Genomic DNA, 19,215 nt, shown 5'->3' with positions numbered 1-19,215 from the left:
TCAGGACCCCGCCGACCGGAGCAGCAGAACGAGTCACCCGACGAACAGGAGCGAGCATGGCGTGTGTTGAAGCGGTGGCGATGCCCGGATGATCAAGTTCGACGACGTGACCAAGAAGTACCCGGACGGCACGGTCGCCGTCGACACGCTGAGCCTGGTGGCGCCCTCCGGTCAGATCACCGTGTTCGTCGGACCGTCGGGGTGCGGCAAGACCACCTCGCTCCGGATGATCAACCGGATGATCGAGCCGAGCTCCGGCACCATCTGGATGGACGACCAGGACACCGGCAAGGTCGCGCCGGCCACCTTGCGGCGCGGGATCGGGTACGTCATCCAGCACGCGGGCCTGTTCCCGCACCGGACGATCCTGGACAACATCATCACCGTGCCGAGCCTGCTGGGTCAGGACAAGAAGAAGGCCAGGACCAGGGCCATGGAACTGATGGAACGGGTCGGCCTGGAAGCGCGCTTCGCCGGCCGCTATCCCGCCCAGCTCTCGGGCGGCCAGCAGCAACGCGTCGGGGTGGCGCGGGCGCTGGCCGCCGACCCGCCGGTGATGCTGATGGACGAGCCGTTCTCGGCGGTCGATCCGGTCGTGCGGGAACAACTGCAGCAGGAATTCCTCCGACTGCAGTCCGAACTCGGCAAGACGATCGTCTTCGTCACCCACGACATCGACGAGGCCATCAAGCTGGGCGACCAGGTGGCCGTGCTCAACGTCGGCGGCATCCTGGCCCAGCTGGCCTCTCCGGCGGAGCTGCTCTCCCGCCCGGCCAACGCTTTCGTCGCCGGTTTCGTCGGGCGGGATCGCGGATACCGCGCGCTCGGCTTCGAGACCGACACCGTCCCGCTGCGCACCGAGCCCACCGTCGCCCTCGGTGGCACCGTCGCAGACGCCGTGCGGGTAGCCGAGGATGGATGGGTGCTGGTGGTCGATACGGGAAATTCGCCACAGGGCTGGCTCAACGTGAATCACGGCTCGTACGACGGCACCACCCTGATCGCACCGGCCCTGCTCAATCTCGGCGGCACCCTGGCCACCGAGGGTGGGACCCTGCGCAACACCCTCGATGCCGCGCTGTCCTCGCCGTCAGGCCGCGGGGTCGTCGTCGATGACGCGTCCAAGCTGCTGGGTACGGTGACCACCGCCGACGTGGTCGCCCGGATCGAGGCCAAGGCCGCGGCCGCGAGGGCCGTGGAGCCGGCGGTGCGCGGCTGATGCTCAGCTACTTCTCCGACCACCAGAGCGAGATCTGGCAGTTGCTCTGGTCCCACGCGAAGCTGTCCGTGATTCCGGTGATCATCGGATTGGCGATAGCCCTCCCGCTCGGCTGGATCGCCGCGCGTTACAAGTGGGTCTACCCGCCCCTCATCAGCATCGCCGGACTGCTCTACACCATCCCGTCCCTGGTCCTGTTCGTGACGATGCCCGGGATTCTGGGGACCAGGATCCTTGACGTCGTCAACGTGGTGGTCGCACTGACCGTGTACGCCATCGCCCTGCTGGTACGGGTCGTGGCGGACGGGCTGGCCTCGGTGCCGTTCGAGGCCAAGCAGGCGGCAACGGCAATGGGATACAAGCCCCTCGGGCGCTTCTTCGCCGTCGAACTACCACTCGCCGTCCCGGTGATCGCCGCCGGCGTGCGGGTGGCCACCGTCTCGAACGTCAGCCTGGTGGCCGTGGCAACGTTCATCGGCACGCAGCAGCTGGGCACCCTGTTCGACGAAGGACTCAACGCCGCCCCCGGTCAGCAGACGAGCATCCTGCTGATCGGCATCATCCTGGCGGTCCTGCTGGCGCTCGTCCTCGACTTCGCCATCCAGTTCGGCACTAGAGCATTGACTCCCTGGCGACGGGCTGTGGCGAAGCCATGATCAATGACCTCTGGCACTACCTCGGCGACGGCGCGAACTGGTCGGGCAACTCCGGCCTGTGGGCGAACATCAGCGATCACCTGATCTATTCGTTCAGCGCCATCATCATCGCGGCCGTCCTGGCGGTGCCGCTCGGATTGTGGATCGGGCACACCGGCAAGGGTTCGACCCTGGTCGTCGGCTCGGTGAATGCGAGTCGTGCGCTACCGACGTTCGGGCTGATGGTACTGCTGTTCATCCTGATCTCGCCGCACATCCAGGGCCGCAGCAACATCGTCTACATCCTGCCGGTGGAGATCGTGCTGGTGCTGCTGGCCATCCCGCCGATCCTGTCCAACACCTACGCCGGCGTGCAGTCGGTCGACCCGGCCATCCGGGATGCGGCCAAGGGCATGGGCATGACCGACGGCCAGGTGCTGGCCAGGGTCGAGATCCCCAATGCGCTGCCGTTGATGATGTCCGGCCTGCGCAGCGCGACGCTGCAGGTCATCGCCACTGCGACGGTCGGTGCCTACATCGGCCTCGGCGGGCTGGGTCGGCCGATCTACGACGGTCAGCAGCAAGGTCCGTTCCAGGACACCGACAGCGGCCACCTGGCCACCGGACAGCTCCTGACGGGAGCCCTGCTGGTCGCGGCCGTCGCCTTGCTGATCGATCTCGTTCTGGCCACGATCCAGCGGTATTCGACGTCACGGGGAATAACCGGCAGGTATCGGAAGTCGCACCTGCCTGGACCCGCGAACGCCGTCGTCGAGCTGTCCGAGCCGGATGGCGGCAACCATGAACCGACCAGAATGGCCGCAACCGAGGCAACTGCCTCCTGACCAAGAGTCATCCCCCGATGGGTCCGGCAACCTGCCGGCACCGTACAAGGAGAAGGAAACATGAATCGCACCCGAGTCATCTCGATGATCGCTGCAGTCGCGGCCGGAGCACTCGCTCTGACCGCCTGCGGTAGTTCCAGCACCACCGCCACCACCACGAGCGCCGCCGGGGCCGGCTCGTCGACCGCCGGTTCGTCCGCGGCGCCGGGCTCGTCCACCGCCCCGACCGCCGGTGGATCGATCACCATCGGTTCGGCCAACTTCGCCGAGAACGTGCTGCTGATGAACATCTACGCCGACGCACTGAAGGCCAAGGGCATCACGGTCAATCTGAAGCCGAAGATCGGCAGCCGCGAGGTCTACATGCCCGCCCTCCAGGACGGCTCCATCGATCTGATCCCGGAGTACAGCGGCTCGGTCCTGGCCTACTTCGACAAGACAAGCACGGCGGCCACCTCCGACGCGATCTACGCGGCCCTGCCCAAGGCCATCGGTGACAAGTTCAAGGTCCTCGAGCAGTCCAAGGCCGAGGACAAGGACGCGGTGGTGGTCTCCGCCTCCGTCGCCGCCAAGTACAGCCTCAAGACGATCGGCGACCTGAAGGCCCACTCCGCCGACCTGATCTTCGGTGCCAGCCCCGAGTACAAGACCCGCGCCAACGGGATCCCCGGTCTCAAGGCCAAGTACGGCGTCGTGTTCGGCACCTACAAGACGCTCGACGCCGGTGGACCGCTGAGCGTCGCCGCCCTGAAGAACGGTCAGATCGACGCGTCGAACATCTTCTCCACCGACCCCGCGGTGTCGGCCGACAAGTTCGTCGTGCTGGAGGATCCGCTCGGCCTCTACACGGCTCAGAACATCGTGCCGTTGATCAATGCCGCCAAGGTGACACCCACCATCACCACCACGCTCAACGCGATCTCGGCCAAGCTCGACACCGCGTCGTTGACGGAACTCAACAACCAGGTGGCCGGCGGCAAGGACTCGGACGCCGTCGCCCAGGAGTGGCTCAAGGCGCAGGGCCTGATCTGACCCTGAACAGCCTCCGTCTGGATGCCGGAGGAGTTCACCGGAAGCCGGTACCCGAGCGGGTGCCGGCTTCCGGCGTCTCCGGGGGCCGCAGGGACAGCACCCGCGACGGAATTGAGCTGGCCGGATGTGGAAGGATCTCCAGATGTGAGCGAGCGCGCAGCATCCCGTGTTTCTGCCCGGATTTCCGCCATCGCCGAGTCGGCCACGCTGGCCGTCGACGCCAAGGCCAAGGCCCTCAAGGCGGCCGGACGGCCGGTGATCGGATTCGGCGCCGGCGAGCCCGACTTCCCGACACCGGAACCGATCGTGAAGGTGGCCGCCGACGCCGCGTCGAACCCGGCGAACCACAAGTACACGCCGGCGGCGGGATTGCCGGAGCTGCGTCAGGCCATCGCCGACAAGACTGCCCGCGACTCGAACTTCCACGTCAAGGCCTCCCAGGTACTGGTGACCAACGGCGGCAAGCAGGCGGTCTACCAGACCTTCGCGACGCTGCTGGATCCGGGCGACGAGGTCCTCCTGCCGGCGCCGTACTGGACCACCTACCCGGAGGCGATCTCGTTGGCCGGCGGGGTCCCGGTGCCCATCGTCACCGACGAACACGCCGATTACCTGGTGTCCATCGAGCAGCTCGAGGCTGCGCTGACGGACCGGACCAAGTTGCTGCTGTTCTGCTCGCCGTCCAACCCCACCGGCTCGGTGTACCCACCGGAGCAGGTCGCGGCGATCGGCCGCTGGGCCGCGGAGAAGGGTATCTGGGTCGTCACCGACGAGATCTACGAGCACCTCACGTACGGCGACGCCGTGCATGTGTCGATGCCGGTGGTCGCCCCGGAGATCGCCGACCGTTGCGTGGTGCTCAACGGCGTGGCCAAGACCTACGCGATGACCGGCTGGCGGGTGGGCTGGATGATCGGGCCGCAGGACGTCATCAACGCCGCGACGAACCTGCAGTCACACCTGTCGTCCAACGTCGCCAACGTCTCGCAGCGGGCGGCGCTGGAAGCTGTCAGCGGGCCGCTGGATGCCGTGGAGATGATGCGCGAGGCCTTCGACCGCCGGCGCAAGCTGATGGTCCGCCTGCTCTCGGACATCCCGGGCGTGACCTGCCCGGAGCCGAAGGGCGCCTTCTACTGCTATCCGTCGGTCAGCGGCCTGATCGGCAAGGACTTCGGCGGGGTCCGGCCGTCGTCCTCCGCGGAGCTGGCGGCGCTGGTGCTGGAGCACGCCGAGGTGGCGGTGGTGCCAGGCGAGGCCTTCGGCACACCCGGTTACTTCCGTCTCTCCTACGCCCTGGGCGATGAGGACCTGGAGGCCGGTGTGCTCCGCATGGGCGAATATCTCCGCACCGCCAAGGACTGACCGGGTACCAGGGCTCACGCGGCGCCTCGCGGCGTTGGGCTCGTCACCGATACAACACCGGTATCGGCTTCCTCGCCCGCCTTGCGATGCATCCACGTGTTTCCCGGCTACCGCCGAAAAGCTTCACCACTTAGAGCTGTACTACCACGCGGGCTTTGCCCAGCACCGTGACGCCGGCGGCCTTGACCGTCAGGTCCACACGGGCGGTGCGGGCATCGGGGTCGAGTGCGCCGATCACGCCGGTCACCTCGAGCAGGGCGCCGACGCCGTCGTCGGGCACGGCCACGGTCCTGGTGAACCGGACGGAGTACTCGAGGACGGCGGCGGGGTCGCCGACCCAGTCGGTCACGGCCCGCGAGGCGGTGGCCATGGTCAGCATCCCGTGCGCAATGACGTCGGGTAGGCCGACATCCGTGGCGACGCGGGGGTTCCAGTGGATCGGATTGAAGTCGCCCGACGCGCCGGCGTAGCGGACCAGCCGGTCACGGGTGAGCTGATACGACGCGGCCGGGATCGCTTCCCCGACGGCGAGCGCGTCGAAGTGGATCGTCACGCCGTGCCCCTGGCGACCAGCGAGGACACCGCGGTCGTCACCGGGGTTCCGTCGGCGAGGGTGAGCTCGGCGCGGAGCGTCAGCACATCGTTGGAACCGAGGGCTCTGATGGAATCCACGGTCACGCTGCAGGTCAGCACGTCACCGGCGATGATCGGCCGGTGGTGGACGAAGCGCTGGTCCCCGTGGACGACGCGGGAGAAGTCCAGCCCGAGCGCGGGGTCGAAAACGACGGCGTCCTGGGCGCGTGCCACCGCCGCGATGGCGAAGGTGGGCGACGCGACCAGGCCGCCGTGTCCGGCGGAAGCGGCCGCCTCGGTGCTGTGGCTGATCGGGTTGTCGTCACCGATTGCCGAAGCGAACTCCCGGATCTTCTCGATCCCGACGACGTACGGCTCCACGGGGGAGAACGTGCGGCCGACGAACGACTGATCCAGGGCCACGGAAGTTAGCGCGTTTCCTTGTGGTTGCGGTGGACGCCGCAGTTCGGGCAGAACTTCTTGATCTCGAGACGATCGGGATCGTTGCGTCGGTTCTTGCGCGTGATGTAGTTGCGGTGCTTGCACTGCTCGCAGGCGAGCGTGATCTTCGGGCGTACGTCGGTGGCGGCCACGTCAGCTGCCTCTTTCTTCTACTTGCGGTGCGATTGCGAGCACGTGGGTCGGACGGCCTACGAGCTCTCGGGCATTTGGCCACACGGAGGCGGCCAGGTGGAGATCACCGCAACCCTCGAGGTCTGGAAAGACTCGCGGGCTGGTGACCGTGGTAGCGATGGCCGGACTCGAACCGGCGACCTAGCGATTATGAGTCGCTCGCTCTAACCAGCTGAGCTACACCGCCACGTGGCAACACCGAGATGACCTCACCTGTTCCGTGAGCTGTCCCGCCGGAGCGGGCCTCGTGTTCCCGTGCGACGCCCACCGGGGTGACCGCTGAGCATCTCCGAGCCCCTTTACGGAATCGAACCGTAGACCTTCTCCTTACCATGGAGACGCTCTACCGACTGAGCTAAAGGGGCCTGCACTACATCCTGCCGGTAATTTGGCTCTGCACAAGATCTGTCACTGCACAAGGTGCTGCTCCCAGGTGGACAACCGCCCGCCTGAGAGCCTCGGCAACTATAGCTCACCCTCCCCCGGAGGCGAAAACCGCAGTTCACCGCAGCCGGACGGATCAGCCGACCAGCCGGAGGACCTGTGCGTTCGCGCCGAGGGACGGCGTCTTGACGGTCCGGGTGGTCAGCCAGGCCTCGAGCTTCTCGATCGGCATCGGACGGGCCAACAGGAAGCCTTGCAGTTCGTCGCAGTTCAGCGAGCGCAGGGCGTCGCGGGCGGCCTCCTCCTCCACGCCCTCGGCGATCACGCGCAGACCCAGCGAATGGCCCAGGTCGATGATGGCCCGGACGATGGCGTGGTCGGAAAGGTCGGTCACCATGCCCTGGACGAAGGACTTGTCGATCTTGATCTCGTCGATCGGAAGTCGCCGCAGGTAGGCCAGCGAGGAGTAGCCGGTACCGAAGTCGTCGACGGAGAGCCGGATGCCCATCGAGTGCAGCTCGCGCAGGATCGGCAACGACCGCTCCGGATCCGCCATGACACTCGACTCGGTGATCTCGAAGGTCAACAGTTCGGGGGGCACCCCGTGCCGCTCCAGCGCGTTCTGGATGGTCTGCGGGAAGTTCGGCCCCGACAGGTTGCGCACGGAGAGATTCACGGCGGCGCTGATCTTCATGTTGCGCGCACGCCAGGCGGCCACCTGCGTCAGGACGATCTCCAGCACGTGACCCAGGAGCGTGTCGATGGAGCCGGTGGCCTCGATGGCCTCGACGAACTCCGCCGGCGAGACCGGCCCGAACTCAGGGTGCGTCCACCGGACGAGGGCCTCGACACCCACCAGCTCGCGGTCCTTCAGGTCCAGTTTCGGCTGGTAGTGGACGGTGACGAGGCCGTCCTCGACGGCCTTGCGGAACTGCGTCACGAGCTGGAACCGACGTCGAAACACCTGGCCCATGCTGGCCCCGTACGTCCTGATCGGCTCGTCGGACGACTGGGCCGCCATCAGCGCCATCTCGGCCCGCTGCAGCAGGGTGGTGACGTCCTCCGGGCCGGGGCTGACCTCCAAGCCGGTGTGCGGGTTCCCGGCCCCCGGTTGGGTCAGGGTGACGTGGGCGATCCCGACGTGGGCGTGCGGGTCGACCTCGATGCCGTCCAGCGAATAGGGCCGGCCGACGATCTCGAGCAGTTCAGCGGCCTTGTCGAGCAGGCCGACCCCCGGGGTGTTGCGGAGCAGCACCGCAAACCGGTCGGATTCGATGTGGCCGACCATCCGGTCCTCGCCGACGGCCGTCACCAGTCGGAGACCGGCCGCCGACAGCAGCTGCTCCCCGCGGTCGTGCCCGATCGCATTGTTGACCTCGGGCAGGATGTCCAGCTGCACGAGCATGACGGCGCTGATCGACCCGGTGGCCAGCGACGACTCGATCTCCACGGTCAGGCCACGCCAGTTGAGCAGGCCGGTGATGGCGTCGTGGTAGGCCTCGTGCCGCAGGGTCTCCAGCAGCCGCAGGTTGTCCAGCGCGGTGGCGACATGGCTGGACAGGGTCTCCAGCAGAGTCAGGTCGTTCTCCCGGAAACGGCCCCAGCGACTCAGCCGGTCGCGGACCTCGATGTATCCCCGGTCCCGGTCGCCCGAGCGCAGCGGGACTGTCAACACGTCCCAGGCCTGACGATCGGCCAGCGCCCGGAGGATCACCGGGTCGGTCGTCTGATCGGTCGATGCCTGCGCCCGCCCGGACGACTCGGCCAGCTGGAGCAACGGGTCGTCGGCCTGCGGAGCGGCCAGATCGAGGGGGCCGTCGGGACCGACTGCCAAGGTCTGGAATCCACTGGCGGGTTCGTTCAGGTGGATCAGGGCGACCTTGGCGTTGAGCTGGTCGCGGATCTGCTCGATCAACTCCTGCCAGTCGGAGGCCTCCGAGTTGACCACCGTCAGGCGTCGGCCGAAGGAGTACATCCGGGAGAGATCGGTGTGCTGGCGCAGGAACCGCGAGTAGGTCTGGTACAGGACCGCGGCGACGACGGCCAGGCCAACGCAGAGCAGAAATCCGGTGGGCTGCGATTTCGACGTCAGCAAGGAGAAGGCGACGAGGGCCAGCAGGGCGCAGGTGCCGGCCGCGACCACGCACCTCGACACCATGCTCAGCAGCGGCTCCGCGGTGCCGATCAACCAGTACGTGAAACGAACGACCAGCGTCGACGCCAGCGCCGCGACCACCCCGCCGATGGCCGCTCCGAGCAGCGGGTGCCCGCCCTGGGTGCCGACCTTCACCGTCGCGGTGATCAGCGCGGCAAGACCCGACTCTGCCGCGACGATCGCCAGGTTGGCCCGGATCGAGCTCCATTTGTCGCGGCGGACCAGGTAGACGATCAACCCGGCCACGAGGTGCGAGATCCCCACCACGTAGCCCGGCAGGATGATCAGCCCGTAGACGGACGGAAGCTCTGACAGGCTGATCAGGAAGGTTTCTTTTTTCCACTCCACCCGTAACGAGAGCGTCTCGCTACCGATGAACGCGATCACCAGGCCGGCGCCGCCGACCCAGAGGGCCGTGTGCGACACATGCACGTTGTTGGCGTTGACCGCGAAGTACCAGAGGATGACGGCTGCGCCAGCACTGGCAGCGGCGATCGCAGCATGCACCCGACGGCTCGGGTACGTACGATGCGCTCGATCCGGCACGACAGCGCCTTTCGCGTTCACAGCACGACGGCGGCTGGATGCCGCCGAATGGTGGGCGTGACCCGGCTAAGCGTCGGGCGGTGCGCTCCAGAGCGACCCACCATGAGCAGAGCGTAACTTCACGGTGGCTCATTGGCGATTATCGGCCGCTAAATACCCCGTTGATCCAGGCTTTTTCACTCTGCTGTTCTCGACGGGCCCCTGAAGGGGTGTACGGAACCGTCCCGACCGGGGAAATGTCACCGTCCTGACCAAGAGCATCAGACCTGAGAAAGACAGAACCCGCAGAAGAACGGCCCCGCGTCTACGGGGACGCGGGGCCGGCGGTGGTGGTGGCAGGTGAGAGATTCGAACTCCCGTAGCTTGCGCGGCTGATTTACAGTCAGCTCCCTTTGGCCACTCGGGCAACCTGCCGTACCTCGGACGAACCTTCGCAACTACCCGTCTTCGCCGTCCGTACTGCGGCGTGAACATTACTAGGCAGCTGCCCAGGATCCCAATCGGCTCGTGAGGGCACCGATCCAGTCGCGGAACGGCTCGGTGGTTGGCGGTAGCGTCGACCGTGGTCGCAGTGGCCAGGCAGTGGCGGTCGATGGACTGCAGTGGGTCGATGGACTGCAGTGGGTCGATGGACTGCAGTGGGTCGATGGACTGCACTTGACAGCAGTGGGCGCAGGAACAAGAGGAAGGAACCGGAGATGGCTGATCCGTCGTTCGACATCGTGAGCAAGGTCGACCGTCAGGAGGCGGACAACGCCCTGAACCAGGCGGCCAAGGAGCTGAGCCAGCGTTTCGACTTCCGCGGTACCGAGTCGTCCATCGTCTGGGCCGGCGAGGAAGGGGTCACCATCACCTCCTCCACCGAGGAGCGTTGCCTGGCCGCGATCGACGTCTTCAAGGAGAAGCTGATCAAGCGGGGCATCTCGATGCGCGCGCTCGACATGGACGAGCCTGCGCAGTCCGGAAAGATCTACAGGGCGGCCGGCAAGCTGGTCCAGGGCATCGCGTCGGACCAGGCGAAGCTGATCTCCAAGAAGATCCGCGACGAGGGGCCCAAGGGTGTGCAGGCCCAGATCCAAGGCGACCAGCTGCGGGTGTCGGGCAAGAAGCGGGATGATCTGCAGGCCGTCATCGCGCTGCTGAAGGCGGCCGACCTCGAAGTGGCCCTGCAATTCACCAACTACCGATGACTCCGGGCCTGTCCGAGGTCACCGGGCCGCCGGTGTCTGCCGGGCCGCCGGTGATCATCTACGACGGTGACTGCGGCTTCTGCCAGTGGTCGTTGGTCCAGGGGCGCCGTTTCCTGACGGTGATGCCGAGCGCCGAGGCTCTGCAGAATGCAGACCTGGCCGGCTACGGCCTCACCATGGCGCAGGCGATGGCGGCGGTGCAGTTCGTCGCTGCCGACCGCACCGTCACCGCCGGTCACGAGGCGGCGGCATCCGTGCTGATGTGGCAGCCACGGTTCGGTTGGCGGCTGCTCGGTTCCTTGATGACCGTGCCGCCGGTGTCCTGGTTGGCGGCTCTGGCCTACCGGTGGGTGGCGGGGCACCGATACCTGCTGCCAGGCCATTCCGACGCCTGCGCCGTACCGGTCGGTCCCTGAACCGACCGTAGGATCGCACCGTCGGACATTGCTGAAGGAGCGATTCGTTGCAACTCGACTCGATCGATCACCACATCATTTCGTGTCTGGTCGAAGACGCCCGCTCATCGTTTCGCGAGGTCGGTGAGTCGGTCGGGCTCTCCGCACCGGCGGTGAAACGGCGGGTGGACCGACTGCGCGCGGAGGGTGTGATCACCGGGTTCACCGCCCGCGTCGACCCCGGATCCGTTGGCTGGCACACCGAGGCGTTCGTCGCCGTCACCTATGGGGGCAACATCACGCCAACGCGGATCCGGGCGATCCTGTCCCCTATTGCCGAAGTTGTTGCGGCTTACACGGTTTCCGGCGATGCCGACGTGCTGGTGCATGTGCGAGCCGCCGACATGGCCCACTTCGAGCAGGCACTCGAGCGCTTGCGTGCCGCCGACGGCGTCTCGCGCACCGAGTCCCGGATCGTCCTGTCCACCCTGCTCGATCGACCCACCGTGCTCGATCGACCCAACGTCCTCGACAGCCGGGCCTGATCATGCGCCGGGGCATCCTGTTCGGTATTGCGGCCTACGGATTCTGGGGTCTGTTCCCGCTCTTCTGGCCACTGCTGGAGCCGGCCGACGCCGGCGAGATCCTGGCCCATCGGGTCGTCTGGTCCCTGCTCGTGATGGGTGTGGTGGTGACCGCCCTGCGCCAGTGGCGGATGATCATCTCGATGACCGGTCGGACCTGGGGCCTGGTGATCGCAGCGTCGATGGCGATCTCGGTCAACTGGGGCGTCTACATCTACGCGGTCAACTCCGGACACGTGGTCGAGGCAGCGCTGGGCTACTTCATCAATCCACTGTTCAGCGTCCTGCTAGGCGTCGTGGTGTTCCACGAGCGGTTGCGAGCCCTGCAGTGGGCCGCAGTAGTGGTCGGCACGTGCGCGGTACTGGTGATCTCGATCGCCGGCGGACGTTTCCCGTGGATCGCAGTGATCCTGGCGGGGAGCTTCGGGCTGTACGGCCTGATCAAGAAGGTGGTCAGGCTTCCACCGACGGCATCGCTGACGGCCGAGGGCATGGTGCTCCTCCTACCGGCGCTGGGCTTCCTGCTATTCCTCTCGATCCACGGCGGCTCGACCCTGACCGGGCATGGTGTCGGCCACGTGTTGTTGCTCGCGGCGTCGGGCGTCATCACCGTCGGTCCGCTGCTGGCGTTCGCTGCCGCGGCCAGGGCGCTGCCGCTATCCATCCTTGGCCTGCTGCAGTATCTGACGCCCGTGGTGCAGTTCCTCATCGGAGTCGTACTGCTGCACGAGCAGATGAGCGGGGCCCGCTGGATCGGATTCGTCCTGGTCTGGGCGGCGCTGCTCCTGCTGTCCGTCGGCGGGATCCGCGAAGCGCGCCGCACCGGTCGCCGGGAGAAGTCGCTGCAACCCCTCCCGAGCTGACGCATCCCAGATCGCCCTGGCACGGCCGGGGAGCAGCCGCGCCAGCGATCGCCTCCAGCGCCGATGCCCCGCACGAGCCGAACGTCTCGTGCAACCACTGCGGGTCGATGTTCACGACGCCACTCTCGCTCGCCGCTCCCACATCGGTCGAACCCACCCGCGTCAACCGCGTTACCTGCTGTCGGTCATGCGGGCGAACTGCCGTCGCCGGCTCCGCTGCTGCTCAGCGGGTGCGGGCGACCACGAAGTGGGTGAGCGAGACGAGCGCGTCGCGGGAGGCGGACGGCTGCAGGTTGTCGAGTTCGGCCAGCGCCGTCGTCGCGTAGTTGTCCAGGGTCGTCCTGGCCTGCGCGAGACCGGCGGAGGCGCGGAGCAACCGCACCGCTTCGGCCAGTTCGTCCTCGGAATGGATAGGCCCGGACACCAGTTCGCGCAACCGCGGGTCGGACGACGGGTCGGCCAGCGTGTAGAAGACCGGCAGGGTCGGGACGCCTTCCCGAAGATCGGTGCCGGGAGTCTTGCCGGACTCGTCGGAGGCGACGTCGATGATGTCGTCGGAGAGCTGGAAGGCCACGCCGACGGCCCGCCCGAAGCGACGCAGGGCGGCAGTCTCCGCAGCCGTCGCCCCGGAGAACATCCCGGCGTAGCGGGCGCACGTGTCGATCAGGGCGGCGGTCTTCTCGTCGAGGACGGTCAGGTGATGGGCGATGGCGTCCGCACCGGGCTTCGGTCCGACGGTTTCCCTCGTCTGCCCCGTCACCAGTTCGGCGAAGGTGTCGGCGATGATCCGCACGGCATCCGGACCGAGGTCGGCGACCAGCCGCGAGGCGTGGGCGAAGAGGAAGTCGCCGGTGAGGATGGCGATCGAGTTGTCCCAGCGGGCGTTGGCCGACTTGGCGCCCCGGCGGAGGTCGGCCTCGTCCATGACGTCGTCGTGGTAGAGCGTGGCCAGGTGGATGAGCTCGACCACGGCCGAGGCAATCACCACCTGCTCGGCTTCAGGGTGCGGCCCGACGCCGGCGGCCACCAGGGTGAACAGCGGGCGGAATCGCTTCCCGCCGGCGTGCATCAGGTGGGATGCGGCCTCGGTCACGAAGTCGAACTCGCTGGCCATCTCCCGTTCGAGAACTTCTTCGACGCGGGCAAGACCGGTCGTCACACGAGCGGCCAGAGCCGGGTCGGCAAGCTCGATACCGGCGAGGATGGTCGGTGCGTTCACCCCTACGACCCTACGGCAGCGTCGGCCCGGCCCCTGGTCACGACAGCAGCGGCCAGGGGACGTGCAGCACGTCCAGGAAGGGCTGCGGAACGATACCGATGACCAACGTCACCAGTGCACTCACGCCGATGACGATTCCGGTGAGCACGCCGGGCACGACCACGAAGGCCTCCGACGTGGGTTCGCCGGCGGCGTCCACCCCGGAGCGCGGGGCCGCGAAGTACATCAGCACCACGATCCGGAGGTAGAAGAACGCGGTGATCGCGGTGGCGATCATGGCGACCACGACCAGCGGTGCCATGCCCGCGTCCACCGCGGCGGTGAACACGCTGAGCTTCCCGATGAAGCCGCTGGTCAGCGGGATCCCGGCGAACGACAGGAGGAACAGGCTCATGATGGCGGCAAGGATCGGCGAACGCCGCGCCAACCCGGCCCAGTCGGAGAGGTTCGACGCCTCGCCGTTGCCCTTGCGGACGACGGTGAACACGGCGAACGAGCCGACGGTGGCGAACCCGTACGTGAGCAGGTAGAACATGGTGCCGGACGCGCCGCGCTGGCTCAGCGACATGACGCCAAGGATGATGAATCCGGCGTGGGCGACCGAGGAGTACGCCAGGATCCGCTTCATGTCGGTCTGGGTGATGCCGATGATCGCGCCGATCAGCATGGAGGCGATCGCCACCACCCACATCACCGGGCGCCACGACCAGGACATCGGTCCGATGGCGACCTGGAAGACGCGCAGCATGGCGGCGAAGGCAGCCACCTTGGTGCACGCGGCCATGAAAGCGGTGACCGGCGTCGGCGCGCCCTGGTAGACGTCAGGCGTCCAGAGGTGGAACGGCCCGACCGAGCCCTTGAAGAGCAGACCGACGACGAGCAGCCCGATGCCGACCATCAACAGGACGTCGCTCGATCCGCCGGCGGTGGCCTTGGCCGCGATCTCGGAGAACTTGATCGAACCGGCGTAGCCGTAGATCAGCGTGATCCCGTAGAGCAGGATCGCCGAGGTGAAGGCGCCCAGCAGGAAGTACTTGACGGCCGCCTCCTGGGAGATCAGCCGGCGCCGGCGGGCCAGCCCGCAGAGCAGGTAGAGCGGGAGCGAGAGCACCTCGAGCGCGACGAACAGGGTCAGCAGATCAGAGGATGCCGGGAACACGAGCATCCCGCCGATCGCGAACAGGGTCAGCGGGAAGACCTCGGTCTGCATCGGGACGGCGACGGCCGTCTGCGTCCGGTCGCGGGTGGAGCCCACCCGGACCGAGGCCTGCGCCGCGAAGGCACCGCCGGGTTCCGAGACTCTGTCGGCCATCAGCAGTACCGAGACCAGGGCGAGCGCGAGCAGCACCCCCCACATCACGTAGGTGCCGCCGTCGACGGCGATGGCGCCGGAGAAGGTCACCGCGTACCGCTGCTTGATGCCCTCGGTGATGGTCCAGGCGCCGGCGGCGACGATCGCCACCACCGCCAGCGTCAGCTGGGTCGCGTACCGCTGTGCGCGGGGCAGAGTCGCCTCGACCACCACGGCGAGGCAGGCGGCCCCGAGGACGATCATCACCGGCATGACGGCGTTCAGGTCGATGGACGGCGCCGCGATCGGATCGCTGGGCGCGGCCGTCATCAGGATGTTCAGCACGATCCCTCCGTGATGGTCAACGTGCTGTTGGCTGCTGCACCGGCGAGCGGAACGGTCGGCGTCGGGTCGACGTGGCACGAATCCGCCACCGTCTGCGCAGCAGTCGGGTTGATGACGTCGAGCACCGGACGCGGGTAGAGCCCGAGGAAGACCACCAGGACGACAAGAGGTGTGAGCACGGCGATCTCGCGCCTGCTCAGGTCCCCGAAGCGGACCTTGACCTTCACCGGCGCATGGGTGGCGACGGCGCCGCCATGGGCGACGGATCCGCCTCCCGTGCTGATATCTGTGGCGCGACCGTCGAATCCGGTGCTGTCGAATCCCGGGCCGTCAGGTCCGCTGCCATCTGGTCCGGCGCCGTCGGCCAGCACCGCCGATCCGCGCACCGGGCCCGTCATGGTGCGCTGGAAGATCCAGAGCATGTAGAGGGCGGCGAAGACGATGCCGGTGGTGGCGATGCTCGCCCAGACCGGATGCCGGCTGAACGTACCGATCAACACCATGAACTCGGAGATGAAGGAGTTGGTCCCTGGCATCGCAATGGTGGCCAGCGCGCCGATCAGGAAGAACCCACCGAGGACCGGCGCCACCTTCCAGACCCCGCCGTAGTCGGCGATGTTCCGGGAGCCACCGCGGGCGGTGAGCATGCCCACCACCAGGAACAGCAGCGCGGTGGCCAGGCCGTGGTTGACCATGTAGAGCACGGCGCCGCTGATCGAGGAGGTGGTGAACGCGAAGACGCCCAGCGCGATGAAGCCGAAGTGCGCGATCGACGTGTAGGTGACGAACCGTTTGAGATCCGTCTGCCCGGCCGCGACGATCGCCCCGTAGATGATGCCGATCACCGACAGCGTGATGATCAGCCAGGCCAGTTTGCTCGACGCGGCCGGCAGCAGCGGCAGGCAGATCCGCAGGAATCCGAAGGTGCCGACCTTGTCCAGCACGCCGACGAGCAGCGTGCCCGCACCGACCGGGGCCTCGGAACCGGCGTCGGGCAGCCAGGTGTGCAGCGGCACCAGTGGCGCCTTGATCGCGAAGGCAATACCGAATCCGGCGAAGATCCAGAGTTGGGTCGACGTCGGGATCTCGTGGGCGATACCGCGCAGCGTCGCCCAGTCCAGCGTGCCGCCGAGCCCGGCCGCGACGCGGGACGCCACCCGTCCGGAGGCGATGAACAGCCCGATGATCGACGCCAGCATCAGCAGGCCGCCGATGAGCGAGTACAGGAAGAACTTGGTCGCCGCGTAAGTGCCGCGCAGGCCGCCGAACGCGCCGATGAGGAAGTACATCGGGATCAGCATGACCTCGAACATCACGTAGAACACGAACACGTCGGTCGCGGCGAAGACGCCCGTCATCGCCGCCTGCATCACCAGGATCAGCGCGAAGTACCCGCCGATGGTGCGACCCGCCGGCAACTTCTCCTCCCACGACGCCCCGAGCACGATCGGCACCAGGAAGGCGATCAGCGCGATCATCACCAGCGAGATGCCGTCAACGCCAAGGGAGAAGTGGATGCCGAAGGTGGGAATCCAGTCGGCCGAGAAGGTCTCGCGAAAGGGCGGGGCGCCGGCCAACTGCTTCTGTTCGCTGTAGGCGGTGAGGTCATGTCGGTAGGCGACCCACAGGGCGCCGGCGATCACCAGCTCGACCAGCGAGAAGCCGAGCGCCGTGACCTTGACGGTGCGCGCGGGCGCTCCGCCCATCGCCGCGACGACGCCCGCCCCGATGAGCGGGAGTGCGACGAGAATGAGGAGGTAGGGGAAGCCATTCATGCGAAAACCCCACCGTTCGCAGTCGGCCGCGCGTCATCCGCACTGGAGCGCGCGTCATCCGCACTGGACCGCGCATATGAATCAGCCCAAAAAGAGCCGAAAACCGCCAGTTTCGGGCAGTTCCGTATGCGCGGGGCACTTCTGTATGCGCGGATCATGCGAACCTCACCAGCAGCAGGGCGGCGACGACCAGGAAGGTGCCGGACAGCATGGACAGGGCGTACGCGCGGACGAAACCACTCTGCCAGCGGCGCCATCGGGTCGACAGGGCGCTGAGTCCGGTCGCCAGACCGTTCACCGCGCCGTCGACACCGCGGGTGTCGGCGAACAGCAGTGCCTCCCCGAGCACGAGGCCCGGGCGGGCCACCAGAGCCTCGTTGATCGCGTTGCCACCGGCGTCGGCGCGGGCGAAACGCACCAGTACACCGACCTTCTCGGGCCGGGCCACCGGAACGGGCTGACGTCCGACCACCAGGTAGGCGATGCCGGCGCCGAGCGCGACGACCACCAGCGTGCCGATGGTGATGACGATCTTCGCGACCGGCGGATGCGGCTCCACGAACTCCCCGACCGCGGGCGCCAGCCAGTTCATCAGCCGGTCCCCGCCGGCGAGAAACGCGCCGGCGCCTACGGAACCGATGGCCAGGATGATCATCGGAACGGTCATGACCAGGGGCGACTCGTGGGGGTGATAAGCCCTGCCGTCAGGGGACTCGAGTTTCTTCCAGCGCTCCTCGCCGAAGAAGGTCATGATCATCAGTCGGGTCATGTAGAAGGCGGTCAGTCCGGCACCCAGCAGTGCGGCCCCGCCGAGCAGCGCGCCCTTGGCTCCGCCGGCCGAGAACGCGGCCTCGATGATCGGGTCCTTGGAGAAGTAGCCGGACAGGAACGGGAACCCGATCAGCGCAAGGTATCCCAACGCGATGGTGCCGAAGGTGATCGGCATCCTCCGCCACAGACCGCCGTAGTGACGCATGTCGACGTCGTCGTTCATACCGTGCATCACGCTGCCGGCCCCGAGGAACAGCCCGGCCTTGAAGAAGCCGTGGGTCAGCAGGTGCAGGATGCCGAGGGCGTACACCCCGGAGCCGAGCCCGACGGCCAGGAACATGTAACCGATCTGCGAGACCGTCGAGTAGGCAAGGACTTTCTTGATGTCGTCCTTCGCGCAGCCGGCGATGCAGCCGACCAGCAGGGTGACGGCGCCGATGATGGTGACCACCAACCGGCCGTCGGAGGTGAGGTTGTAGATCGGCGACGAGCGGGCGATCAGGTAGACGCCGGCGGTGACCATGGTCGCGGCGTGGATCAGGGCCGAGACCGGCGTCGGGCCCTCCATGGCGTCGGGAAGCCAGGCCTGCAACGGCACCTGGCCCGATTTGCCACACGCGCCGAGCAGCAGCAGCAGGGCGATTGCCGTGACGGTGCCCGACGACACGTTCGGGATGGCCGCGAAAACCCCGTCGTACGAGGTGGTTCCCATCTCCTTGTACATCAGGAAGATGGCCAGGGCCAGACCGACGTCACCGACGCGGTTCATCAGGAAGGCCTTCTTCGCCGCGGTGGCGGCGGCGGGGCGGTCGGACCAGAAACCGATCAGCAGGTAGGAGGCGAGACCCACTCCCTCCCACCCGAAGTACAGCGACACGAACCCACCACCGAGCACCAGCAGCAGCATCGCGGCGACGAACAGGTTGAGGTAGGCGAAGAACTTGCGCCGTTCCGGGTCGTGCGACATGTAGCCGATGGAGTAGATGTGGATCAGCGATCCGACGCCGGTGATCAGCAGCACGAACGTCAGGGAGAGCGGATCCAGGCGCAGATCGAGGTTGACGTCGAGAGTCCCGGCCGAGAACCAGGAGAACAGCTGCACCGAGTGGATCCGGTCCACAGCGGCCGATCCGGTGGTGGAGAAGAAGATCGCCACCCCGAGGACGAAGGCGAGAATCACCGTGGCGCAACCGATCCAGTGGCCCACCCGATCGAGCCGACGGCCGCCGACGAGCAGCACCACCGCCCCGAGGATCGGCAGCAGCAGGAGCAGCCAGGCGATGCTGCCCACCCCGGAGGCCGGAACCGCGGGAGCCTCGGCGGCCGCACTGTGCAGCAGCGCGGCGCCGTTCACGAGCTCGGCGCCGAGCAGATGAGGTGTCACAGGTTGATTCCCCG

Annotated in this window: 17 protein-coding genes and 3 tRNA genes; 9 read left to right on the top strand and 11 right to left on the bottom strand. The window is 67.3% G+C overall.

Translation table 11 applies throughout. The features are described 5' to 3' along the window. Positions 1–88 precede the first annotated feature (88 nt). From ABIB25_RS08550 to ABIB25_RS08530, 5 genes are all read left to right on the top strand, one after another. Complete coding sequence (locus ABIB25_RS08550) at positions 89–1,219, top strand: ABC transporter ATP-binding protein (RefSeq protein ID WP_354528022.1); 1,131 nt, start codon at positions 89–91, stop codon at positions 1,217–1,219. After that, positions 1,219–1,875: an ABC transporter permease gene (locus tag ABIB25_RS08545; RefSeq protein ID WP_354528021.1), complete on the top strand. Its 657-nt coding sequence runs from the start codon at positions 1,219–1,221 to the stop codon at positions 1,873–1,875. Before ABIB25_RS08550 ends, ABIB25_RS08545 begins: the two co-directional genes overlap by 1 nt. Next, on the top strand, positions 1,872–2,699 hold the full coding sequence (locus ABIB25_RS08540; protein WP_354528020.1) for an ABC transporter permease: 828 nt from the start codon (positions 1,872–1,874) through the stop codon (positions 2,697–2,699). The genes ABIB25_RS08545 and ABIB25_RS08540 overlap by 4 nt, the downstream gene beginning before the upstream one ends. A 60-nt stretch (positions 2,700–2,759) precedes the next feature. Next, positions 2,760–3,731 carry an ABC transporter substrate-binding protein gene (locus tag ABIB25_RS08535; RefSeq protein ID WP_354528019.1) on the top strand — a complete coding sequence of 324 codons (972 nt, stop codon included), beginning with the start codon at positions 2,760–2,762 and terminating at the stop codon, positions 3,729–3,731. Between the two features lie 144 nt (positions 3,732–3,875). After that, positions 3,876–5,093 (top strand): pyridoxal phosphate-dependent aminotransferase, encoded by a 1,218-nt coding sequence (locus ABIB25_RS08530; protein ID WP_354528018.1) that lies wholly within the window; start codon positions 3,876–3,878, stop codon positions 5,091–5,093. A 130-nt stretch (positions 5,094–5,223) separates the two neighbouring features. Here ABIB25_RS08530 and ABIB25_RS08525 read toward each other — a convergent pair whose 3' ends face one another. The 7 genes from ABIB25_RS08525 to ABIB25_RS08495 all read right to left on the bottom strand — a co-directional run bounded on the left by ABIB25_RS08525 (position 5,224) and on the right by ABIB25_RS08495 (position 9,798). Beyond that, positions 5,224–5,646, bottom strand: coding sequence for a MaoC/PaaZ C-terminal domain-containing protein (locus ABIB25_RS08525; RefSeq protein ID WP_354528017.1), 423 nt, complete (start codon positions 5,644–5,646; stop codon positions 5,224–5,226). Next, complete coding sequence (locus ABIB25_RS08520; RefSeq protein ID WP_354528016.1) at positions 5,643–6,089, bottom strand: FAS1-like dehydratase domain-containing protein; 447 nt, start codon at positions 6,087–6,089, stop codon at positions 5,643–5,645. Before ABIB25_RS08520 ends, ABIB25_RS08525 begins: the two co-directional genes overlap by 4 nt. Positions 6,090–6,094: 5 nt before the next feature. Then, the gene (rpmG, locus tag ABIB25_RS08515) at positions 6,095–6,259 is read right to left on the bottom strand and encodes a 50S ribosomal protein L33 (RefSeq protein WP_354528015.1); all 165 of its coding nucleotides are present in this window, start codon (positions 6,257–6,259) and stop codon (positions 6,095–6,097) included. A gap of 150 nt (positions 6,260–6,409) precedes the next feature. Continuing rightward, positions 6,410–6,486: transfer RNA gene (locus ABIB25_RS08510), tRNA-Met, on the bottom strand. A 105-nt stretch (positions 6,487–6,591) separates the two neighbouring features. Then, positions 6,592–6,664 (bottom strand) — tRNA-Thr (locus ABIB25_RS08505). 155 nt (positions 6,665–6,819) lie between these two features. Next, positions 6,820–9,384 (bottom strand): putative bifunctional diguanylate cyclase/phosphodiesterase, encoded by a 2,565-nt coding sequence (locus ABIB25_RS08500; RefSeq protein ID WP_354528014.1) that lies wholly within the window; start codon positions 9,382–9,384, stop codon positions 6,820–6,822. Between the two features lie 330 nt (positions 9,385–9,714). Further along, positions 9,715–9,798, bottom strand: a tRNA-Tyr gene (locus tag ABIB25_RS08495). Between the two features lie 284 nt (positions 9,799–10,082). On the opposite strand from ABIB25_RS08495, the gene ABIB25_RS08490 reads away from it, so the two are divergent. From ABIB25_RS08490 to rarD, 4 genes are read left to right on the top strand one after another with little or no spacing between them, the layout of a single operon-like run. Next, positions 10,083–10,574: a YajQ family cyclic di-GMP-binding protein gene (locus ABIB25_RS08490; RefSeq protein ID WP_354528013.1), complete on the top strand. Its 492-nt coding sequence runs from the start codon at positions 10,083–10,085 to the stop codon at positions 10,572–10,574. After that, positions 10,571–10,990, top strand: a complete 420-nt coding sequence (locus ABIB25_RS08485) for a thiol-disulfide oxidoreductase DCC family protein (RefSeq protein WP_354528012.1) — start codon at positions 10,571–10,573, stop codon at positions 10,988–10,990. Before ABIB25_RS08490 ends, ABIB25_RS08485 begins: the two co-directional genes overlap by 4 nt. Positions 10,991–11,037: 47 nt before the next feature. Next, positions 11,038–11,514 carry an Lrp/AsnC family transcriptional regulator gene (locus tag ABIB25_RS08480; RefSeq protein ID WP_354528011.1) on the top strand — a complete coding sequence of 159 codons (477 nt, stop codon included), beginning with the start codon at positions 11,038–11,040 and terminating at the stop codon, positions 11,512–11,514. Between the two features lie 2 nt (positions 11,515–11,516). Beyond that, positions 11,517–12,416, top strand: a complete 900-nt coding sequence (gene rarD, locus ABIB25_RS08475; RefSeq protein WP_354528010.1) for an EamA family transporter RarD — start codon at positions 11,517–11,519, stop codon at positions 12,414–12,416. Positions 12,417–12,639: 223 nt separating this feature from the next. Here rarD and ABIB25_RS08470 read toward each other — a convergent pair whose 3' ends face one another. From ABIB25_RS08470 to nuoL, 4 genes are all read right to left on the bottom strand, one after another. Continuing rightward, positions 12,640–13,635, bottom strand: a complete 996-nt coding sequence (locus tag ABIB25_RS08470) for a polyprenyl synthetase family protein (RefSeq protein WP_354528009.1) — start codon at positions 13,633–13,635, stop codon at positions 12,640–12,642. 37 nt (positions 13,636–13,672) lie between these two features. Then, a complete protein-coding gene (gene nuoN / locus ABIB25_RS08465; RefSeq protein WP_502919770.1) occupies positions 13,673–15,271 on the bottom strand; it encodes an NADH-quinone oxidoreductase subunit NuoN in 1,599 nt (532 codons plus the stop codon). After that, the gene (locus tag ABIB25_RS08460) at positions 15,265–17,046 is read right to left on the bottom strand and encodes an NADH-quinone oxidoreductase subunit M (protein ID WP_354528008.1); all 1,782 of its coding nucleotides are present in this window, start codon (positions 17,044–17,046) and stop codon (positions 15,265–15,267) included. The genes nuoN and ABIB25_RS08460 overlap by 7 nt, the downstream gene beginning before the upstream one ends. 154 nt (positions 17,047–17,200) lie before the next feature. Then, positions 17,201–19,153: an NADH-quinone oxidoreductase subunit L gene (nuoL, locus tag ABIB25_RS08455; RefSeq protein ID WP_502919777.1), complete on the bottom strand. Its 1,953-nt coding sequence runs from the start codon at positions 19,151–19,153 to the stop codon at positions 17,201–17,203. Positions 19,154–19,215: the final 62 nt, after the last annotated feature.

Source organism: Nakamurella sp. UYEF19 (assembly GCF_040546275.1).
Lineage (GTDB): Bacteria > Actinomycetota > Actinomycetes > Mycobacteriales > Nakamurellaceae > Nakamurella.
The sequence above is the reverse complement of the archived record's forward strand: the minus strand, read 5'-3'. Positions and strand labels throughout refer to the sequence as shown.